At 69.7% G+C, this 17,197-nt stretch carries 16 protein-coding genes and 1 pseudogene; 13 read left to right on the top strand and 4 right to left on the bottom strand.

What is annotated here, in order from left to right:
• Window positions 1-312 precede the first annotated feature (312 nt).
• Together SALPAC6_RS0113590 and SALPAC6_RS0113585 are read left to right on the top strand one after the other, a co-directional pair.
• A complete protein-coding gene (locus tag SALPAC6_RS0113590) occupies window positions 313-1,908 on the top strand; it encodes a DHA2 family efflux MFS transporter permease subunit (RefSeq protein ID WP_018253952.1) in 1,596 nt (531 codons plus the stop codon).
• 179 nt (window positions 1,909-2,087) lie between these two features.
• Complete coding sequence (locus SALPAC6_RS0113585; protein ID WP_018253951.1) at window positions 2,088-2,747, top strand: DUF6642 family protein; 660 nt, start codon at window positions 2,088-2,090, stop codon at window positions 2,745-2,747.
• Here the strand turns inward: SALPAC6_RS0113585 and SALPAC6_RS0113580 are convergent.
• Complete coding sequence (locus tag SALPAC6_RS0113580; protein WP_018253950.1) at window positions 2,741-3,382, bottom strand: NAD(P)-dependent oxidoreductase; 642 nt, start codon at window positions 3,380-3,382, stop codon at window positions 2,741-2,743. The two genes, SALPAC6_RS0113585 and SALPAC6_RS0113580, sit on opposite strands and share 7 nt — an antisense overlap.
• A gap of 117 nt (window positions 3,383-3,499) precedes the next feature.
• On the opposite strand from SALPAC6_RS0113580, the gene SALPAC6_RS0113570 reads away from it, so the two are divergent.
• From SALPAC6_RS0113570 to SALPAC6_RS31245, 8 genes and pseudogenes are all read left to right on the top strand, one after another.
• Complete coding sequence (locus SALPAC6_RS0113570; protein WP_018253948.1) at window positions 3,500-4,093, top strand: pentapeptide repeat-containing protein; 594 nt, start codon at window positions 3,500-3,502, stop codon at window positions 4,091-4,093.
• Window positions 4,094-4,232: 139 nt separating this feature from the next.
• Window positions 4,233-4,664: a nitroreductase family deazaflavin-dependent oxidoreductase gene (locus SALPAC6_RS0113565; RefSeq protein WP_018253947.1), complete on the top strand. Its 432-nt coding sequence runs from the start codon at window positions 4,233-4,235 to the stop codon at window positions 4,662-4,664.
• A 223-nt stretch (window positions 4,665-4,887) separates the two neighbouring features.
• Window positions 4,888-5,169, top strand: a complete 282-nt coding sequence (locus SALPAC6_RS0113560; RefSeq protein WP_018253946.1) for an adhesin — start codon at window positions 4,888-4,890, stop codon at window positions 5,167-5,169.
• A 351-nt stretch (window positions 5,170-5,520) separates the two neighbouring features.
• Complete coding sequence (locus SALPAC6_RS0113555; RefSeq protein WP_018253945.1) at window positions 5,521-7,317, top strand: glycoside hydrolase family 15 protein; 1,797 nt, start codon at window positions 5,521-5,523, stop codon at window positions 7,315-7,317.
• Window positions 7,318-7,450: 133 nt separating this feature from the next.
• Entirely contained in the window at window positions 7,451-8,560 is a 1,110-nt protein-coding gene (locus SALPAC6_RS0113550) for an FAD-dependent monooxygenase (RefSeq protein ID WP_018253944.1), read from the top strand.
• Window positions 8,561-8,733: 173 nt separating this feature from the next.
• Window positions 8,734-10,491 carry an aa3-type cytochrome oxidase subunit I gene (gene ctaD, locus SALPAC6_RS0113545; protein WP_018253943.1) on the top strand — a complete coding sequence of 586 codons (1,758 nt, stop codon included), beginning with the start codon at window positions 8,734-8,736 and terminating at the stop codon, window positions 10,489-10,491.
• Window positions 10,492-10,872: 381 nt separating this feature from the next.
• Window positions 10,873-12,240, top strand: a complete 1,368-nt coding sequence (locus SALPAC6_RS0113540; protein WP_026189649.1) for an autotransporter outer membrane beta-barrel domain-containing protein — start codon at window positions 10,873-10,875, stop codon at window positions 12,238-12,240.
• Window positions 12,241-12,428: 188 nt separating this feature from the next.
• Window positions 12,429-12,554: pseudogene (locus tag SALPAC6_RS31245) on the top strand (peptidoglycan-binding protein); the annotation flags it as partial.
• On the opposite strand, the gene SALPAC6_RS0113535 reads toward SALPAC6_RS31245, so the two are convergent.
• The 3 genes from SALPAC6_RS0113535 to SALPAC6_RS0113525 form a co-directional block, all read right to left on the bottom strand.
• Window positions 12,530-13,747, bottom strand: a complete 1,218-nt coding sequence (locus SALPAC6_RS0113535) for an MFS transporter (protein WP_018253941.1) — start codon at window positions 13,745-13,747, stop codon at window positions 12,530-12,532. The pseudogene SALPAC6_RS31245 and the gene SALPAC6_RS0113535 overlap by 25 nt on opposite strands.
• A gap of 64 nt (window positions 13,748-13,811) precedes the next feature.
• On the bottom strand, window positions 13,812-14,393 hold the full coding sequence (locus tag SALPAC6_RS0113530) for an isochorismatase family protein (RefSeq protein WP_018253940.1): 582 nt from the start codon (window positions 14,391-14,393) through the stop codon (window positions 13,812-13,814).
• A gap of 11 nt (window positions 14,394-14,404) precedes the next feature.
• Complete coding sequence (locus SALPAC6_RS0113525) at window positions 14,405-15,691, bottom strand: nicotinate phosphoribosyltransferase (RefSeq protein ID WP_018253939.1); 1,287 nt, start codon at window positions 15,689-15,691, stop codon at window positions 14,405-14,407.
• Window positions 15,692-15,858: 167 nt separating this feature from the next.
• Between SALPAC6_RS0113525 and clpS the strand changes: the two genes are divergently transcribed.
• Genes clpS through SALPAC6_RS0113510 form a run of 3 tightly spaced genes read left to right on the top strand, consistent with a single transcriptional unit; the run spans window position 15,859 to window position 17,190 of the window.
• Window positions 15,859-16,149, top strand: a complete 291-nt coding sequence (gene clpS / locus SALPAC6_RS0113520) for an ATP-dependent Clp protease adapter ClpS (protein ID WP_018253938.1) — start codon at window positions 15,859-15,861, stop codon at window positions 16,147-16,149.
• A gap of 2 nt (window positions 16,150-16,151) precedes the next feature.
• Window positions 16,152-16,646, top strand: a complete 495-nt coding sequence (locus SALPAC6_RS0113515) for a DUF2017 domain-containing protein (protein WP_188115257.1) — start codon at window positions 16,152-16,154, stop codon at window positions 16,644-16,646.
• A gap of 55 nt (window positions 16,647-16,701) precedes the next feature.
• Window positions 16,702-17,190, top strand: a complete 489-nt coding sequence (locus tag SALPAC6_RS0113510; protein ID WP_018253936.1) for a Mov34/MPN/PAD-1 family protein — start codon at window positions 16,702-16,704, stop codon at window positions 17,188-17,190.
• Window positions 17,191-17,197: the final 7 nt, after the last annotated feature.

The following is a 17,197-nucleotide window of genomic DNA, read 5'->3' as shown; positions in this document are numbered from 1 at the left end:
TCAGGTGCGCGTTTTCGCGGCTGCCGGGAGGGGCGGGCGCAGCTGGGCCCCTCCCTCCGCTCGGTCGTCCTGGTGTGTGGGTGGGACGGAGCGGGAGCGGGGTTTTCGACATCGCCGCGTGGACGGCCACAACGTGACGAGGAACACCTGCCGACGGGATTCCGCAAGTGTCTAAATCAACGGCGGACTGTCGGTGGGGAGGGCTAGTCTTCCTGCCGGTCCCGCTCTTTCCTGGACACCCGCCGCCCGTGGTGGGTGCCGTGGCGTGCCCTCAGCGACCTCCCTTCGGTCGAACCGACATCAGGAGATTCCGTGACACAACAATCGGTCGCCTCCCCCCAGCCGGGCGCGACATCGGACAAGCTTGACGCCGCGGTGCTCAAGGTGGCGGGCGTGGTCGTGCTCGGCGCGATCATGTCGATCCTCGACGTGACGGTGGTCAGCGTCGCGCTACCGACCTTCCAGAGTGACTTCGACGCGTCCTACGCCCGGGTAGCGTGGACGATGACCGGTTACACCCTCGCATTGGCCACGGTGATCCCGCTGAGCGGGTGGGCGGCCAACCGGTTCGGCACCAAACGCCTCTACATGATCGCCCTGGCCCTGTTCACCATCGGATCCGGTCTCTGCGCCACCGCCGACACGATCAGCGAGCTGATCGCGTACCGGGTGTTGCAGGGCCTCGGCGGCGGCATGCTGATGCCGATCGGTATGACGATCATGACCCGGGCGGCGGGGCCGCACCGGATCGGTCGGTTGATGGCCGTCCTGGGCATCCCGATGCTGCTCGGTCCGATCGGTGGGCCGATCCTCGGCGGCTGGCTGATCGACGTGGCGAGCTGGCACTGGATCTTCCTGATCAACCTGCCGATCGGGCTGCTCGCCCTGGTCTACGCGCAGCTGGCCCTTCCGAAGGACGCTTCGGAGCCGTCCGAGTCGTTCGACTTCCTCGGCATGCTGATGCTCTCCCCGGGGCTGGCGCTCTTCCTCTACGGCGTCTCCACGCTGCCCGACGCAGGCACCTTCGCCGATCCCGAGGTGTGGGTGCCGATGCTGCTCGGTGCCGCGCTCGTGGTCTCCTTCGTCTTCTACTCCTTCAAGCCCCGGCACCCGCTTCTCGACCTGCGGCTGTTCCGGAACCGCAGGCTGACCACCGCGTCGGTGACGATGTTCGTGTTCATCGTCGCGTTCATGGGCGCCGGTCTGCTCTTCCCGAGCTACTTCCTGCAGGTACGCGGGGAGTCGACCCTGCACGCCGGCCTCCTCATCGCGCCCCAGGGCATCGGTGCGATGGTGACGATGCCGATCGCCGGGACGCTCGCCGACCGGGTGCCGGTCGGGCGAACGGTGCCGTTCGCGTTGGTGCTGATCGCCGCCGGGTTCTTCACCTTCACGCAGGTCGGCCCAGAGACCTCGTACCTGTTGATCTGCGGCTCGTTGTTCGTCATGGGCCTGGGCATGGGCGGCACGATGATGCCGATCATGACCTCGGCGCTGCGGGCGCTGACCGGGCCGGAGGTCGCCCGCGGCTCCACCCTGCTGAACATCATCCAGCAGATCGGTGGCTCGGTCGGCGCGGCGGTGATGTCGGTGATCCTCACCAACGAGTTGAACGGATCCCGGCCGGTCCCCGGCCTGACCGGTCCGAACGGTGAGCCGGTCACCGAGGCGGGCTTGGCGATCGCCGCCCAGCGGCAGCCAGAGCTGGCCCAGCAGGTCCCCGACCCGACGCTCATCGAGCGTGGGCTCGCCTTCGCCGCCGACTCCTTCGCCACCACGTTCTGGGTGGCCTTCGCGCTGGTGCTGCTCACCTTCGTCCCGGCCGCGTTCCTGCCCCGACGGCGGGAACGGTCGCGGTCGCGCGACGACCAGCCGGGCGAGCCGAGCACGCCGGTGGTTGTCCACTGAACTCCGGTGTCGGGGTCGCCGCGGCGACCCCGACACCGGAGCGCCACCCGGTCACCAGGAATGATCACCACGTCTGCCTCGCGGGCCACGGCCCGTCGCGCCACACCAGCGGTGATACCCCGGCCCGCCGTCGCCCAGCCGGTAACGTCGGCGGCGCCGCCGACGAGGGGAGGTGCCAGGTGGCGCGCGGTGGTGTCTTCTGCGTCGAGGGCCAGTGGCACCGTGACCTCAATGAGCGCGGTTCCGTCCTACCCACCCTGGAGCTGCTGGAGCGACTGAGCCGGATCCGGTTCATCCACAAGGACGCGGCGACCCGGGACGAACTGTTCTACTTCGTTGACCGTTGGCTGCTCAAGCAGTACGCCGACTACCGGGTGGGTTTCTTCGCCACCCATGGGGAGCCCAGCCGGCTGCGTCTGACCGACTGGGAGTCGGTGGCCCTCACCGACGTGGCCGAGCTGATGGCTGGTCGCTGCGAGGGGCGGCGCCTCTACTTCGGCAGCTGCTCGGTGCTGCGCGCCAACGACGCCGTGCTGCGAGCGTTCCTGGACGCTACCGGTGCGGCCCTGGTCTGTGGCTTCACCCGGGAGGTCGACTGGGTGGAGTCCGCCGCCTTCGAGACCGTCCTGCTCGACGTGCTCGCCAACGGGCAGCGGCACAACGCGGCCGAACTGCGAATGGGCTCGGCGCACTGGGCGCCGCTCGCCTCGTACCTCGGCTTCCGGGTGATCTACGCCAACGGCCGTGCCTGGCGCCCGCCGGTCCGGCCCCGGGTGCCCGTTCAGCCTGCCCGCCCGCCGCGTCCGCCGACCAGCAGGCCGGCGGTATCGGATCAGTAGGCGACGGTGAAGCGGGTGTTCTCGTGCCGTGGGTTCTCGATCTCGTGAACGATCGCCACGGCCATGTCCTGGTAGCTGAGGACCGACCGGCCCTCGTGATCGGTCACCGGGTGGTCCCCGCCGGTGCGGTAGTGCCCGGTCCGGGCGCCGGGGTGGAACTCCAGCGGCGGTGGTGACACGTATGTCCAGCACACCCCGTCGGCCGCGGACCGGTAGTACGCCAGGGCGTCGGCCTGGCCCAGCGCCGCGTCCCGGTACTCCCGGGGAAAGTCGGGCTCGTCCAGGAACCGGCCGCCGCCCGGGGTGCAGAGCGTGGCCCCGCCACCCAGGTGGATGATCCGGGGCCGGTTCGGTGTCTCGCGTACCGCGCTGACCAGCGTCCGTGCCGCGTCGAGCCAGAGGCTGCGTTCCCCGCCACCGATCGCCACCACCAGCGCGTCCGCCTCCGGGGCCAACTCCCGTACGCTCCGCTCGCTGGTCGCGTCCCCGGTTACCACCTGCACGCCGGCCGGTAGGTACGAGGTGGCCTCTGGTCGGCGTACCGCAGCGGTGACCCGGTGCCCGCGGTGGAACGCCTCCTGGGTGATCAGGGATCCTGCGGTTCCGCCCGCCCCGAAGACGACGATGTTGCCCACGCCCTCAGGCTAGGGACGCCGCCCGGCCACCGCCCGGGGAACGCTGATCTCGACCGGCTGGCGCTGTGCCGGCATCGGCCGGCCGTTGTTGTCGGTGTCGATGAGTAGCCTGGCGCGATGCCGGATCAGCATGATGGGGAAGCCCTACGCGACGAGGACTGGTATGGCGAGGAGGTCGCCGACCGGCACTACGTCGGCTGCCATTTCGAGCGGGTCGACCTCACCGAGGCGACCACCCGGGGCGCGCACTTCACCGGGTGCACGTTCGGCAACGTCAGCTTCAACGCCTCCCGACACGTCAACACGGCCTTCACGCGCTGCGTCTTTCGCCGCTGCAACTTCTTCGCCGCCGAGTTCACCGGCTGCAAGCTGGTCGGCAGCACCTTCGACCAGTGCGACCTGCGGCCGTTGACGATCGTCGGTGGCGACTGGTCATTTGTCGCGCTTCCGGGCGCCGATCTGCGTGGTGCGCGGATCAATGACGTCCGGATGCGTGAGGCCGACCTGACCCGAGCGGATCTCAGCGGTGCGACGGTCACCGGGGTCGACCTGTCCGGGGCGCAATTGCAGCACGCGAAGTTGTCCCGCGCCGACCTGCGCGGCAGCGACCTCACCGACCTTGACCCGATCGAGGTCGAGCGGGCCGGGGCGATCGTCAGCGCCGAGCAGGCGGTGGTGCTGGCCCAGGCGCTCGGCTTTCAGATCGGCTGAGCCGGGCGTCCCGGGTGGCCATGCTGCGCTGACGGGGCTCCCGGCGGCCGCACGCTCCGCGCTGACCCGTGAGGCGGCGGGGGCCGCGGAAGCGGGTAGCGTCAGAGCGGCAATCGATCACAGGTGATGGGAGTTGCTGATGGCCGAGCAGGTGCAGGACAGTCCCACGGACTGGGTGGCCGACCACATCGCGCGGTACGAACGAACCGATGGAGCGGACGGGCACGAGTGGCGACCCGGGGTGTTCACGCTGCTGCTGACCACCCGGGGGCGACGGAGCGGTTCGCTTCGGCGTACCGCGCTCATCTACGGCCGCGACGGCGACGCGTACCTGCTGGTCGCCTCTCAGGGGGGCGCGCCGAAGCATCCCTCTTGGTACCTCAACCTGCGCGACGAACCGCGGGGCGAGGTGCAGGTCGGTGCGGAGCGGTTCACCGTCCGGGCACGGGTGGCGAGCCCGGCGGAGAAGCCGCGAATGTGGGCCACGATGGCGGCGATCTGGCCGGACTATGACGACTACCAGGCCCGGACCGACCGGGAGATCCCGGTGGTGGTCCTCGAGCGGAGCTGACCGTCCGTCCTCGCGGTAGCACGGTCGCCGCGGTCGGTGGGCTGGAGCACTGGTTTTCACCCGATCAGGTACGGGCTGGCGGCCCGGGATGACGCGGGCCCCGCCAGGGGGCACCGTTGGCGTGCGGGGCCATCGCGGTCCCGGGCCACGGCGGCGATCGCCGCCGGTTCCCCGGCCCCATCTGCGGCCGGTGGTGAATCCCAGGACCATGAGGAGCTCCGCCATGCTGACCATGACCGACAACGCCGTGCTGGTGATCCGGGACCTCGCCAATCAGCAGGACGTCGCGAATGACGGCGGGGTCCGGATCGCCGCCGACCCGGATGAGGGCTCGCTCACCGTGCAACTGGTCGAGGGCCCCGTCGCCGGCGACCAGGTGGTGGACAACCAGGGCGCCCGGATCTTCCTCGACTCGGACGCGGCCCAGCTGCTCGGGGACGCCGCTGTGGACGTGACCGTTGACGAGGAGGGCATCGTGCAGTTCGGCTTCACCGAGCAGCCGTGACCCGAGCCTCTCTCCGCGTGTGGGGCACCTGACCGGAGCGGCGCAGGCCGGTGACGGGCCCCACACCCGGGCGCCCCACCGCTGCGCAGGCGGCGGTGAGGCAACGGGCGCACGGTGCCGTCCGACCCGCGTCGGTACGTGGCCGCGCTTTGGCCGTCTCCCGCCAGCGCAGCCGTACGGCGGTACACCAGCGGGGACTTGGCGAGACCGGATCAATGCGGCCGGGCTGGAGGCCGAAGGGCCGGTCGGCAGACTCTTCCCGCCCAGCGCGGGCGCAAACGGCGGGACAGCGGCGAATTGCGGGCAGCGTCGAACCGGCCTGACCGTGCGGGTTCGGGGTAACCGCGGTGGGTGGACCAGCCGATGATCTCCGACTACGGGTTCCTGTCCGACTGTCGCTCCGGCGCGCTGGTCGGCCGGAACGGCTCCATCGACTGGTGGTGCCCGGATCGGTTCGACTCTCCCGCGGTCTTCGGGCGGATCCTCGATCCCGAGGCGGGCCACTGGCGGCTGGCTCCAGTCGGCGCGGACCGTCCCGGGTGGCGGGTGGAGCGCGCGTACCGGCCGGAGACGCTGGTGCTGCGGACCGTCCACCACACGCCGCAGGGGAGTGTCGCGGTCACCGACGCGCTCGCCGCCGAACGCGGGGCGCGAGGGCACCAGCTTGGCCTGAACTCGCCCGCGGTGTTGCTGCGGTGCGTCGAGGGGCTCTCCGGGCGGGTACGGCTGGCGTCGGACTTCGTGCCCCGTCCGGACCACGGACTGCTCACGCCGTACCTGCACGACCAGCCGGGCGGGACGGTGCTGGCCGTGGCCGGCGCGACGGTGGTGGAGCTCTGCTCGGATTCGCTGACCCTGTGCGCCGGGACGGACCGGGTGCACACCGAGTTCGAGGTCGCCGCCGGCGAGACCGTCGGCTTCGCCGCCGGCTTCCGGGCGGCGTACGGTGCGCCGTCGGTCCGGCTGGATCCGCCGGCCATGCTGGCCGAGACGGTGCAGGCGTGGGAGGCCTTCCGGGAGACCCACCGGTACCAGGGGTGTTACCCGGAGCTGGTGCGGCACAGCGCGGTCGTGCTCACCGGGCTCACCTATGCCCGCAGCGGCGCGGTCGCCGCAGCGCTCACCACCTCCCTGCCGGAGCAGCTCGGTGGAGACCGCAACTACGACTACCGGTACGCCTGGCTGCGCGACTTCTCGATGACGCTGCGCGCCCTCTGGGTGGCGGCCTGCCCGGCGGAGGCGTCCCGGTTGTTCACCTGGGCGGCGCACTCGATCGGCCGGGTCGGTGCCGAGCCGGTGCCGGTGCTCTTCGGGCTGGCGGGGGAGCGGGACATCTCCGAGCACGTCGCGGAGCACCTGCGCGGGTACGCGGACAGCCGCCCCGTGCGGTTCGGCAACGACGCCTGGCGGCAGCGGCAGCTGGACGTACCGGGTGAGGTGGTAGCGGCGGTGTGGCGCCTGCACCACCTGCTCGGCGACCCCCTCGACTATGAGGTGCGCGAGATGGTGTGCGGGTTGACCGAGCAGGTCGCCGAGACCTGGCGGTTGCCGGACCGGGGCATGTGGGAGACCCGGGACGTTGACCGGCACTACCTGTCGTCGAAGGTGCTCTGCTGGGTGGCGTTGGACCGGGCGGTGGCGTTGGCGCCCCGGCTCGGTGAGCGCGCGGACCCCCACCGTTGGGCGACGATCCGTGACGAGATCCGGGACACCGTGCTGCGGTCGGGCTGGAGTGAGCGGGCCGGCGCGTACACCGGGGCGTTCGGCTCCGACGAGCTGGACGCCTCCGTGTTGTTCCTGCCGGTGGTGGGTTTCCTTCCGGCCACCGATCCGCGGATGCGGGCCACGATCGACGCGGTGGAGCGGGTCCTGGGTGCCGGGGGTGGGCTGATCCGGCGGTGGGAAACCGACCCGGCCGGCTTCCTGCTCTGCACCTTCCTGCTGGTCGAGTGCCTGGTGCTGGCGGGGGAGCGGGAGCGTGCCGGGGCGCTGTTCGAGCGGGCGGCCGGGTACGCCAACGATGTCGGGCTGCTCAGTGAGCAGATCGACCCGCACACCGGCGCGCAGCTCGGCAACACCCCGCAGGCCCTGTCCCACATCGGTTTGATCAACGCCGCCTGGCGGCTGACCGATCCGACCACCGACTAGGTGCGCACTGGCGAGTTGCCGGGCCTCGGCGGGTGCCGGGGCGACAGTCGGACACTGGTGTGGGTCGATTGCTCCAAGTATTGTCTTGCCTCCAACGCGTGCCCCCCGACCCCTCCCGGAGGCGTACACCACCATGGGTGGCTTCCCCCTGCGTATCCTCGTCGTCGGTGCGGGTCTCGCCGGTCTTGCCGTGGCCCGGGCGCTGCAGCTGGCGGGCTTTCGACCGGATCTGATTGACAGACTCTTCCCCGGTGACCTGGTAGACAGCGGTCTCTACCTGCCGGGCAACGCTGACCGGGCGCTGCGCCAGCTCGACCTGGACGGCCCGGTCCGCCCGCTTGGCCAGGTGATCCGCCGGCAGTATTTCCGCGACGCCACAAGCGCGCCGCTCTGTGAGGTCGACCTCGAGGCGCTCTGGTCCGGAGTCGGCCAGTGCCGGGCGTTGCTCTGGAGCGAACTGCACCGCGTCCTGCTCACCGGCGCCGGCGGAGCCGTGCGGTACGGAGTGGGGCTCGACGCCGTTGACCCCTTCCCGACGAGCGTCGGCATCACCTTTGCCGACGGTCTCACCGCCGAGTACGACCTGGTGATCGGCGCCGACGGTCCGCGATCCGAGGTCCGCACCCTCGCCGCGCTGGGCGGGCCGCCCCGCCGCACCGGTCAGGTGGTCTACCGTGCCGTGGTCCGCGACGGCCCACCGGTAGCGGAGTGGACCGCGTTGCTCGGTCACCGGGCCGGCTTCCTGGTCGTTCCGGTTGGCCCCGGTCGGCTGTACTGCTACGCCGACGAGACCGGTGCCGTCGCGCCGGCAGATCCGATGGCCCGGCTCGGTGAGTTGTTCGGCGACTACGGTGGACCGATCCCCGAGGTGCTGGACTGTCTGGAACAGGTGCATGCCACCGTGACCGAGGAGGTCGAGCTGGGCCGTTGGCACCGGGGTCGGGTGCTGCTGGTCGGGGACGCCGCGCACGCCACCGCGCCGACCCTCTCGCAGGGCGCCGCGATGGCGCTCGAGGACGCCGTCGTGCTCGCCGAGTCGCTGCGGAGGTCGACCGGTGACATCGACGCGGCCCTGACGGCGTACGAGAGCCGTCGCCGCCCGCGGACCCGCTGGGTGCGGGACCGGACCCGGGACCGTAACCGGACCCGGGACGTCGCGCCGGCGTTGCGGGACCCGTTGCTGCGCGGACGGGGTGGGCGCATCTTCGGCGAGCACTACCGACTGCTGCTGGGACCACTGTGAGTCCACTCGGGTGCTCTCCCCGAGGCGGGTAACGGAGACACGATTCGGGTCCGGGCAGAGTACCCGGCCACCCCACGCAGCCGGGCCGCCTGTCGGGGACTACCATCCTTGCGGATGACGGCCGCTTACCGCACAGCGCGCCGAGCGGGACAACCCAGAACCGGAGGCCACTCGTGACCACCGTCGCACCCAAGCCGGTCGTGACCCGGCCCTGGCCGGTCCGAGAGCCGGTTCAGGGGTCGGCCCTCGCGCGGCTGCTGCGCACCACGGACGCGAAGCAGATCGGGATCATGTACATGGTCACCGCGTTCGCGTTCTTCATGATCGGTGGGCTGATGGCCCTGATCATGCGGGCCGAGCTGGCGCGGCCCGGGCTGCAGTTCCTGTCGCCCGAGCAGTTCAACCAGCTGTTCACGATGCATGGCACGATCATGCTGTTGTTCTTCGCGACGCCGGTCGTCTTCGCCTTCGGCAACTATCTCGTGCCGATTCAGATCGGTGCCCCGGATGTCTCCTTCCCGCGGCTGAACAGCTTCGCCTTCTGGCTCTTCCTCTTCGGCGGCACCCTGACCACCGCTGGCTTCATCACGCCGGGTGGCGCCGCTGACTTCGGCTGGTTCGCCTACACCCCGTTGAGTAGCGTGGAGCACTCTCCGGGTGTGGGCGCCAACATGTGGGTTGTGGGTCTGGCGATCTCCGGTCTGGGCACGATCCTCGGCTCGGTCAACATGATCACCACGATCCTGACCCTCCGCGCGCCCGGCATGACCATGTTCCGGATGCCGATCTTCACCTGGAACATGCTGGTCACCAGCCTGCTGGCGCTGCTGATCTTCCCGCTGCTGGCCGCCGCGCTCTTCGCGCTCGCCGCCGACCGCATCCTCGGTGCCCACGTGTACGACCCGGCGACCGGTGGGCCGCTGCTCTGGCAGCACCTCTTCTGGTTCTTCGGGCACCCCGAGGTGTACATCATCGCGCTGCCGTTCTTCGGCATCGTCTCCGAGATCATTCCGGTCTTCTCCCGCAAGCCGATCTTCGGCTACAAGGGTCTGGTCGCCGCGACCGTCGCCATCGCAGCCCTGTCGATGAGCGTCTGGGCGCACCACATGTTCGCCACCGGCCAGGTGCTGCTGCCCTTCTTCAGCTTCCTGAGCTTCCTCATCGCCGTCCCCACCGGGATGAAGTTCTTCAACTGGATCGGCACCATGTGGCGGGGGCAGATCAGCTTCGAGTCACCGATGCTCTTCGCGGTCGGCTTCCTGGTCACCTTCCTCTTCGGTGGCCTCACCGGGGTGCTGCTGGCCAGCCCGCCGCTGGACTTCCACGTCTCCGACTCGTACTTCGTGGTGGCCCACTTCCACTACGTGCTCTTCGGCACGATCGTCTTCGCCGTCTTCGCCGGCATCTACTTCTGGTTCCCGAAGATGTTCGGCCGGATGCTCGACGAGCGGCTGGCCCGGGTGCACTTCTGGCTGACCATGGTCGGTTTCCACACCACCTTCCTGGTGCAGCACTGGCTCGGTAACGAGGGAATGCCCCGGCGGTACGCCGACTACCAGGCCATCGACGGCTTCACGACGCTGAATATGATCTCCACGGTCGGTGCGTTCATCACCGGTATCTCGACGTTGCCGTTCATCTACAACTGCTGGAAGTCGTACAGGACGGGTCCGGTGGTCGAGGTCGAGGACCCGTGGGGGCACGGCAACTCGTTGGAGTGGGCGACCAGCTCGCCGCCGCCGTTGCGGAACTTCGACCGGATGCCACGGATCCGCTCTGAGCGGCCCGCGTTCGACTACAAGTTCCCCGAGCTGGCCGCCGGTCAGTCGCTGACTGGCCCGCCGGAGGGTGGGGCCAAGCCACTGACCAGCGAGGCCGACGGTGGCGCCAGCTACCAGGAGGACGTGGCGAGCGACCGAGACCGCCACTGACGCCTCGCCGTACACACCGACGACGGGCGCCGCTCCGGGAATATCCGGGCCGGCGCCCGTCGTCGGTCTCGTACCGCTCCCAGTAGCCACTGACGAACGCCCCGGTAGCCACCGGTGCGGTAGCGGCGTCCCCCACCCTCCCGGGGCCCGGCGGGAAGCCCCGGATGTCCCGCCCGGCACCCCCGTCGTGGTGTGCCTGATGCCACGGCGGTTTCATGTCTCGTTCAGGCATGTTTTTCGTGTTCATGTCTTGGTGGGGTTGGTGTCGGTTTAGCTCGGTGTGGTTGCTGCCGCCTGCCTGGTAGCCGAGGGACACCACCGGGGTCCCGTCCTCTGGGGTGGTGGTTCTCGTCCGTAACGGGGAAGGACACCAATACCGCGATGAACTATCAGTGCCACGTACACGAACCGGACCGACCAGGTGCGCGCCGGGCGAGGTCACGATGGTGGGCCGTCGGACTGGCCGGTGTGACCGGCCTGGCCCTCACCACCAGCCTCGGCATTGGCGGAGCGCCGGCTATCGGCACCGTCGATGGCACTCTCGCCGCCGCCGACGACCGGCCGGGAAACCCCGACCACGCCTCCACCGACAACAAGGGCCACAAGGGCAAGGGAAAGCAGGACAGACACAAGGGCACACCGGTCCCGTGTAGCGCCGATGCGCTGGTCGCGGCGATCACTCTGGCCAACGCCCGCGGTGGTGCGGCCCTCGACCTCGCCAGGGACTGCACGTACCTACTCACCGCCAATATCGACGGCGCCGGCCTGCCCGCCATCACCACCCCGATCATCCTCAACGGCGGCACACACACCACCATCAAACGCCCCGCCGCCACCGACCAGTTCAGAATCCTCACCGTCGACACGGGCGGCGACCTCACCATCAACCACCTGACAATCACCGGCGGCCACACCACCAGCAACGGCGGCGCAGTTCTCGTCAATGCCGGTGGAGCACTTACCGCCAACCGCAGCACTATCACCCGCAACATCGCCGGCGCCGCAGGTGGCGGCATCTCCAATTTCGGCATCACTCGAATCAAGCACTCCACAGTCGACCGCAACACCGCTGGTTCCTCCGGCGGAGGTGTCGTCAGCACCGCCGTGCTCGAAGTCAGTAAATCTCACATATCCGCCAATACCGCGGATCTGGGGGGCGGAGTAAGCACGGAAGGAGCAGCCCGGATCGAGTACAGCGCTATTGCCGCCAATCACGCTCAAAGCCTTGCCGGTGGCCTTATCATGGAAAGTGGCGTCGGAATCGTCACAGATGCCCGAATCATGGACAACACCACCACGGGCTCTGGCGGAATTTTCGTAGGAAGTGGGCAATTCACACTCCGGCGCAGCACCCTTGCCGGGAACACCTCCACCGAAAACGATGGTGGCGGACTGCGGTCAAATCCAGACGCCTCCGTTGTCATCGAGGACAGCCTCGTTAAGAATAACACCGCCCCCGCCGCCACCGCCGACGGTGGCGGTATCTACAGCGCCGGAAGTCTGGTTCTGCGACGCACAAAGATAATCGGCAACCAGGCAGGTGACGAGGGTGGTGGCATAAACAACGAATCCACCTCAACAGCCGCCCTCTTTGCTACGAAGGTGGTCAAGAATATCGCCGGCGTACAAGGTGGTGGCATCTTCAACGAGCCCAACGGAACGGTCGAGTTGAACACCGCCACTGGAACCACTGTGGTCAAGAATCGACCGGACAACTGCTCCGGCGATGTACCCGGCTGCGCCGGATAGCGAACCGAGTACGTCGGATCCACGAGGGGCCCGTTCCACCGCATGCAGGTAGGGACGGGCTCTCCGCAACTCCCACATGGTCAGCGCACCTGGGGGTTGTCGGCAGGTGGCCTCGGCGATCCGGTCGATCTGATCCTTGAGTGACTGGCCGCCGTTGGAACGCAGCTCCTCCAGGGCGTCAAGGCGACTTCAACGGCCGCATCTGGCACCGCCGCAACGGCTTCGCCACTCACGCCTACACCGGCTAGAACCGGCACACGAGCCACTGCCACGTGAACTCTGACTTCACTCAGACAGCGCGGGTCAGCTCGGGTGGAGCAACGGGGGCCGGTGCCGCGTCTTCCCGGCGGTGGCGTAGCCGCACCGGCAGCACCGCCAGAGCGACCAGGGCGCCGACCGCGCCGGTTACGGCGAAGCCCCAGGCCGGCGCCGACGCGTCGATGACGGCTCCGGCCAGCGGGGCGCCGACCGCGACGCCGACGGTGATGGCGGAGCCGTGCAGCCCCATCACCTCACCGCGGGCGTCCGCGGGTGCGAGGCGACTCGCCGCGTCCGAGGTGGAGGCGATGGTGGGGGCGCAGAGTAGGCCGGCGGGGATCAGCACCAGGCTCAGTAGCCACCAGTTCGCTCCGGCCAGCCCGACCGGGATCGTGGCGATGCCCAGCGCCGCCAGCAGCACCAGCGGAGACGGGGACCGGGTGATCGCCCCGTAGGTGAAGCCGCCGATCAGCGAGGCGAGCGCCCAGATGCCCAGCACGACGCCGGTGAAGCCCACGTCGCCGTTGTCGCGCAGGATCGCGATCACGGCCACGTCGGTGCCGCCCAGCACCACGGTGGCGGCGGCGCTGACCGCCAGCACGGCGACCATCCGGGCGGTGAGCCACTCCCGCCGTGGCACCCTACGTCGCGGACCGGCCGCCTCGCCGGCGCCCCGGACCGGCGGGTTGAGCAGGAAGAGCCCGACGCCGGCGGCGACGATGGCGGCGCCCACCAGGTACAGCGTGGTCCGGGCGGAGATGGTGGTGACCGCGAGGGTGGCCAGGACCGGCCCGATCATGAAGGCCAACTCCACCGACACCGAGTCCAGCGCGTACGCGGGCCGGCGCTTCTCGGCCGGCACGATGGCCGCGATGGACTGGCGGACCACCGCGAAGATCGGCAGCGCCAGCGAACCGGCGAGGAAGGCGGCGGGCAGCAGCAACGCGTACGGCAGCAGCGGCGCGGTGGACCAGAAGACCGCTTCGGCGACGGCGGTCAGCACCAGCACCGGCCGCAGGCCGCGCCGGTCGATCAGGCGACCCAGCAGTGGGCCGCCGAGGGCTGCGCCGACGGTGATCGCGGCGCCGACCAGCCCGGCGGCAGCGTATCCCCGGTCGAGGTCCTGGACGACGTAGAACGTCAGGGTCAGACCGATCGTGGTGAGCGGGATCCTCGCGAGCACCGCCACGATCAGTAGGGCCCGGAGACCGGGCAGGGCGAGCGCCGTCCGGTAGGGCTTCAGGTTCACGTCGGTCCGTACCTCCGGGGGACATCCTGGTCCGTGGGCCCGGTGTTCACCAACGTGCTTCGGCTCATGCGGCCCTGATCACAGGCGTTCCCTGGGTGCTGATCCCGGCGTCGGCGAAGGCCCGTAGTGCCTCGTCGGCCGTTTCGGGCCCGATGGCGGCGGTCAGGTCCAGTCGGACGGTGGTCCGGAACCCCTCCTCGGCCGCGTCCAGGGCGGTGGCCCGGACACAGAAGTCGGTGGCGAGCCCGACGATCTCCACCTGGTCAACGCCGTGCCGCCGGAGCCAGTCGGCCAGGCACTCGCCCTGGTCCGTGTGCCCCTCGAAACCGGAGTACGCGGCGGCGTGCTCGCCCTTGTGGAAGATCACCTCGACTCGGTCGGTGGCCAGGTCGGGGTGGAACTCCGAGCCGGGCGTCCCGACCACGCAGTGCGGCGGCCACGAGTCGACGAAGTCCGGCGGATCGCCGAAGTGCGCCCCGGGATCGATGTGGTAGTCCTTCGTCGCCACCACGTGGTCCCAACGGCCCGGCTCGGCGGCGAGGAGCTGGCTGACCCCGGCCGCGACGCTGCCGCCGCCACCGACGGCGAGCGAGCCGCCCTCGCAGAAGTCATTCTGTACGTCCACAATGATCAAAGCGTTACCCATGTGCTGCCCCTTCAGTCGGCCGGTACGACCGTGACCGGAATGGCCGGATCGCCGGCGGAGAGCTTCAATCCTTCCCAGGGGATCGAGATCAGGCACTGCCGCAGGTGCTCCCGCGACTCGTCCAGCGTCGGCTGCGTCGCCACCGCACCCCCCGCGAGGTAGGTACGTTGCAGTAGCCGGTCGTTGGGCTGCCGCTCCGGCACGCCCTGCGGCACGATCACCTCCTCGGTGGCGGTTCCGGTCGGCTTGTGCCGGCGGACCGCCACCTTGCGGCCGCCGATGGTGGCCTTCTGCTCGGAGCGCTTGACCACCGGGCGCCCCTCGACCTCGACGAGCTTGTACACCAGGCTCGCGGTCGGTGCGCCGGAGCCGGTGACGACGGCGGTGCCCGCGCCGTACATGTCCACGGGCTCGGCGGCGAGTGCGGCGATGGCGTACTCGTCGAGGTCCCCGGAGACGATGATCTTCGTTTCGGTGGCGCCGAGCGAGTCGAGCAGGTCCCGCGACTGTTGCGCCATGACCGCCAGGTCGCCGGAGTCGATCCGGATCGCCCGCAGGTCCGGCCCGGCCACCGCGATGGCGTTGCGGATGCCCTGGCTGATGTCGTACGTGTCGACCAGCAGGGTGGTGTCCTTGCCCAGCGTCGCCACCTGGGAGGCGAACGCCGTCCGCTCATCCACGTGCAGCAGGGTGAACGCGTGCGCGGCGGTGCCCGCGGTGGGAATGCCGTAGCGCTCGCCGGCGGCCAGGTTGGAGGTGAACCGGAAGCCGGCCAGGTAGGCCGCGCGGGCCGTTGCCACCGCCGCCTCCTCGTGAGTGCGTCGGGAACCCATCTCGATCAGGGCGCGTCCGCGGGCGGCGGTGACCATCCGGGTGGCTGCCGCGGCGGTGGCGCAGTCATGGTTGAGCACCGACAGCACCAGCGTCTCCAGCACGACGCACTCGGCGAACGTGCCCGAGACGGTGAGGATCGGTGATCCGGGGAAGAAGAGCTCCCCCTCGGCGTAGCCGTCGATGTCGCCGGTGAAGCGGTAGGCGGTGAGCCACTGCGCGGTGGCGTCGTCCACCACCCCGGTTCGCCGGAGGAAATCCACCTCATCTTCGTCGAAGCGGAAATTTCGGATCAGCTCCACCAGTCGACCGGTGCCCGCCACGACACCGTAGCGGCGACCGGTTGGTAACCGCCGGCTGAACACCTCGAACACGCAGCGGCGATCGGCGGTGCCGTCCCGCAGCGCGGCGCGGACCATGGTCAGCTCGTAGTGGTCGGTCAGCAGCGTGGGGCCCAGGGTGCTCACCCGGATCAGCCTAGAGTTCCCGCACGATCCGTGCCGTCCTGGCCCAGGAACATTCGTGGTGCCGACCGTCGCCTTGTCGCGGTCCGTGGCGCCCGTGACGGCGTCGGTCGGCGACCGGTCGGGGTTCCGGTTCCTCGATTTGGCGGATCCGGTGGCACGATGGGGGCATGGCGGCTCCACAGGTTGCACCACTCGAGACGCCGGACACCGACGAGGTGCCGGCGCCCGACCGACCGTGGGTGACGATCGTTTGGGATGACCCGGTCAACCTGATGGCGTACGTGACCTGGGTCTTCCAGAAGTTGTTCGGCTACAGCCGAGGGCGGGCCGAGCAGCTGATGCTGGACGTTCACCACAAGGGCAAGGCGGTCGTCTCCAGTGGCACCCGGGAACGGATGGAGCACGACGCGTCGCAGCTGCACGCGTACGGGCTGTGGGCGACGGTGGATCGGGCGTGAGCATGTTCCAGCGCTGTAGTGGCCACTACGTGGCCACCTTCGCGATAGACGAGGTCCGGGTCCTGCGGAAGGTCGCCACTGAGGTGGTCGGTCTGCTCACCGACGCGTTCGACCACGCCGACCCGGTGGTCGTGCGGCTCTTCCCGGAGGTCTACCCGGACGACGCGGCGGATACCGCCGAGTTTCGTCGGTACACCGAGGGCGACCTGAAGACGGCGAAGATCGACCAGGCCGGTGCGATCCTCGCGGCGCTCCCCGACGACGCCGGTGGCGAGGTCCGGCTCGACAGCGAGGCGGCCGAGGCGTGGCTGCGGGCGCTCAACGACGCCCGGTTGGCGATGGGCGTCCGGTTGGAGATCCGGGACAGCACCGATCTCGGCGCGGAGCTCGATGACGCGGTCGCCACGGACCCGGGGTCCAGTCGGATGTTCCAGCTGTCGGTCTACGCGTACCTGGGCTACTTGCAGGAGTCCCTGCTCAGCGCATTGATTGACTGATCCGTGATTGCTGCCACCTCGCCGGCCAGCACCGGCAGACGCTACGCTGGTCGGCGTGCTGAGCATCGACCGGGCGATCGTGGACGCGATCGTCGCCCATGCCCGTCGGGACCACCCCGACGAGGCGTGCGGCGTGGTCGCCGGTCCCGTCGGTAGTGACCTTGCCACTCGGCACATCCCGATGGAGAACGCCGCCCGTTCCATGACGTTCTACGAGTTCGACTCGATGGAGCAGTTGCGGGTGTGGCGGGAGATGGACGACCGGGACGAGGCACCCGTCGTCATCTACCACTCGCACACCGCGACCGAGGCGTACCCATCGCGCACCGACGTCTCCTTCGCCGGTGAGCCCGACGCGCACTACCTGCTCGTCTCCACCCGTGAGCCCGACTCCGAAGAGATTCGCTCCTTCCGGATCGTGGGTGGCGTGGTGACTGAGGAGCCGGTCCGCGTCCTGGACGCCGGGGTGGACCCGCACGCCGTGCAGTCCTACATGTTCGGGCAGAGCCCGGCGACGGTCGACTACGAGTGTTCTGGCCGCTGATTCCAGC

This window comes from Salinispora mooreana, assembly GCF_000379065.1.
Lineage (GTDB): Bacteria > Actinomycetota > Actinomycetes > Mycobacteriales > Micromonosporaceae > Micromonospora > Micromonospora mooreana.
Note: the sequence above shows the minus strand (reverse complement) of the source record. Positions and strands in the feature narration are given on the sequence as shown.

What these genes read in the sequence shown, in the direction of transcription:
- SALPAC6_RS0113565 (WP_018253947.1), top strand. Translation starts at nt 4,233, where the DNA reads ATGGCCGAGCAGGTGCAGGACAGTCCCACGGACTGGGTGGCCGACCAC.
- clpS (WP_018253938.1), top strand. Translation starts at nt 15,859, where the DNA reads ATGGCGGCTCCACAGGTTGCACCACTCGAGACGCCGGACACCGACGAG.
- SALPAC6_RS0113550 (WP_018253944.1), top strand. Translation starts at nt 7,451, where the DNA reads ATGGGTGGCTTCCCCCTGCGTATCCTCGTCGTCGGTGCGGGTCTCGCC.
- SALPAC6_RS0113530 (WP_018253940.1), bottom strand. Translation starts at nt 14,393, where the DNA reads ATGGGTAACGCTTTGATCATTGTGGACGTACAGAATGACTTCTGCGAG.
- SALPAC6_RS0113570 (WP_018253948.1), top strand. Translation starts at nt 3,500, where the DNA reads ATGCCGGATCAGCATGATGGGGAAGCCCTACGCGACGAGGACTGGTAT.
- SALPAC6_RS0113515 (WP_188115257.1), top strand. Translation starts at nt 16,152, where the DNA reads ATGTTCCAGCGCTGTAGTGGCCACTACGTGGCCACCTTCGCGATAGAC.
- SALPAC6_RS0113540 (WP_026189649.1), top strand. Translation starts at nt 10,873, where the DNA reads ATGAACTATCAGTGCCACGTACACGAACCGGACCGACCAGGTGCGCGC.
- SALPAC6_RS0113560 (WP_018253946.1), top strand. Translation starts at nt 4,888, where the DNA reads ATGCTGACCATGACCGACAACGCCGTGCTGGTGATCCGGGACCTCGCC.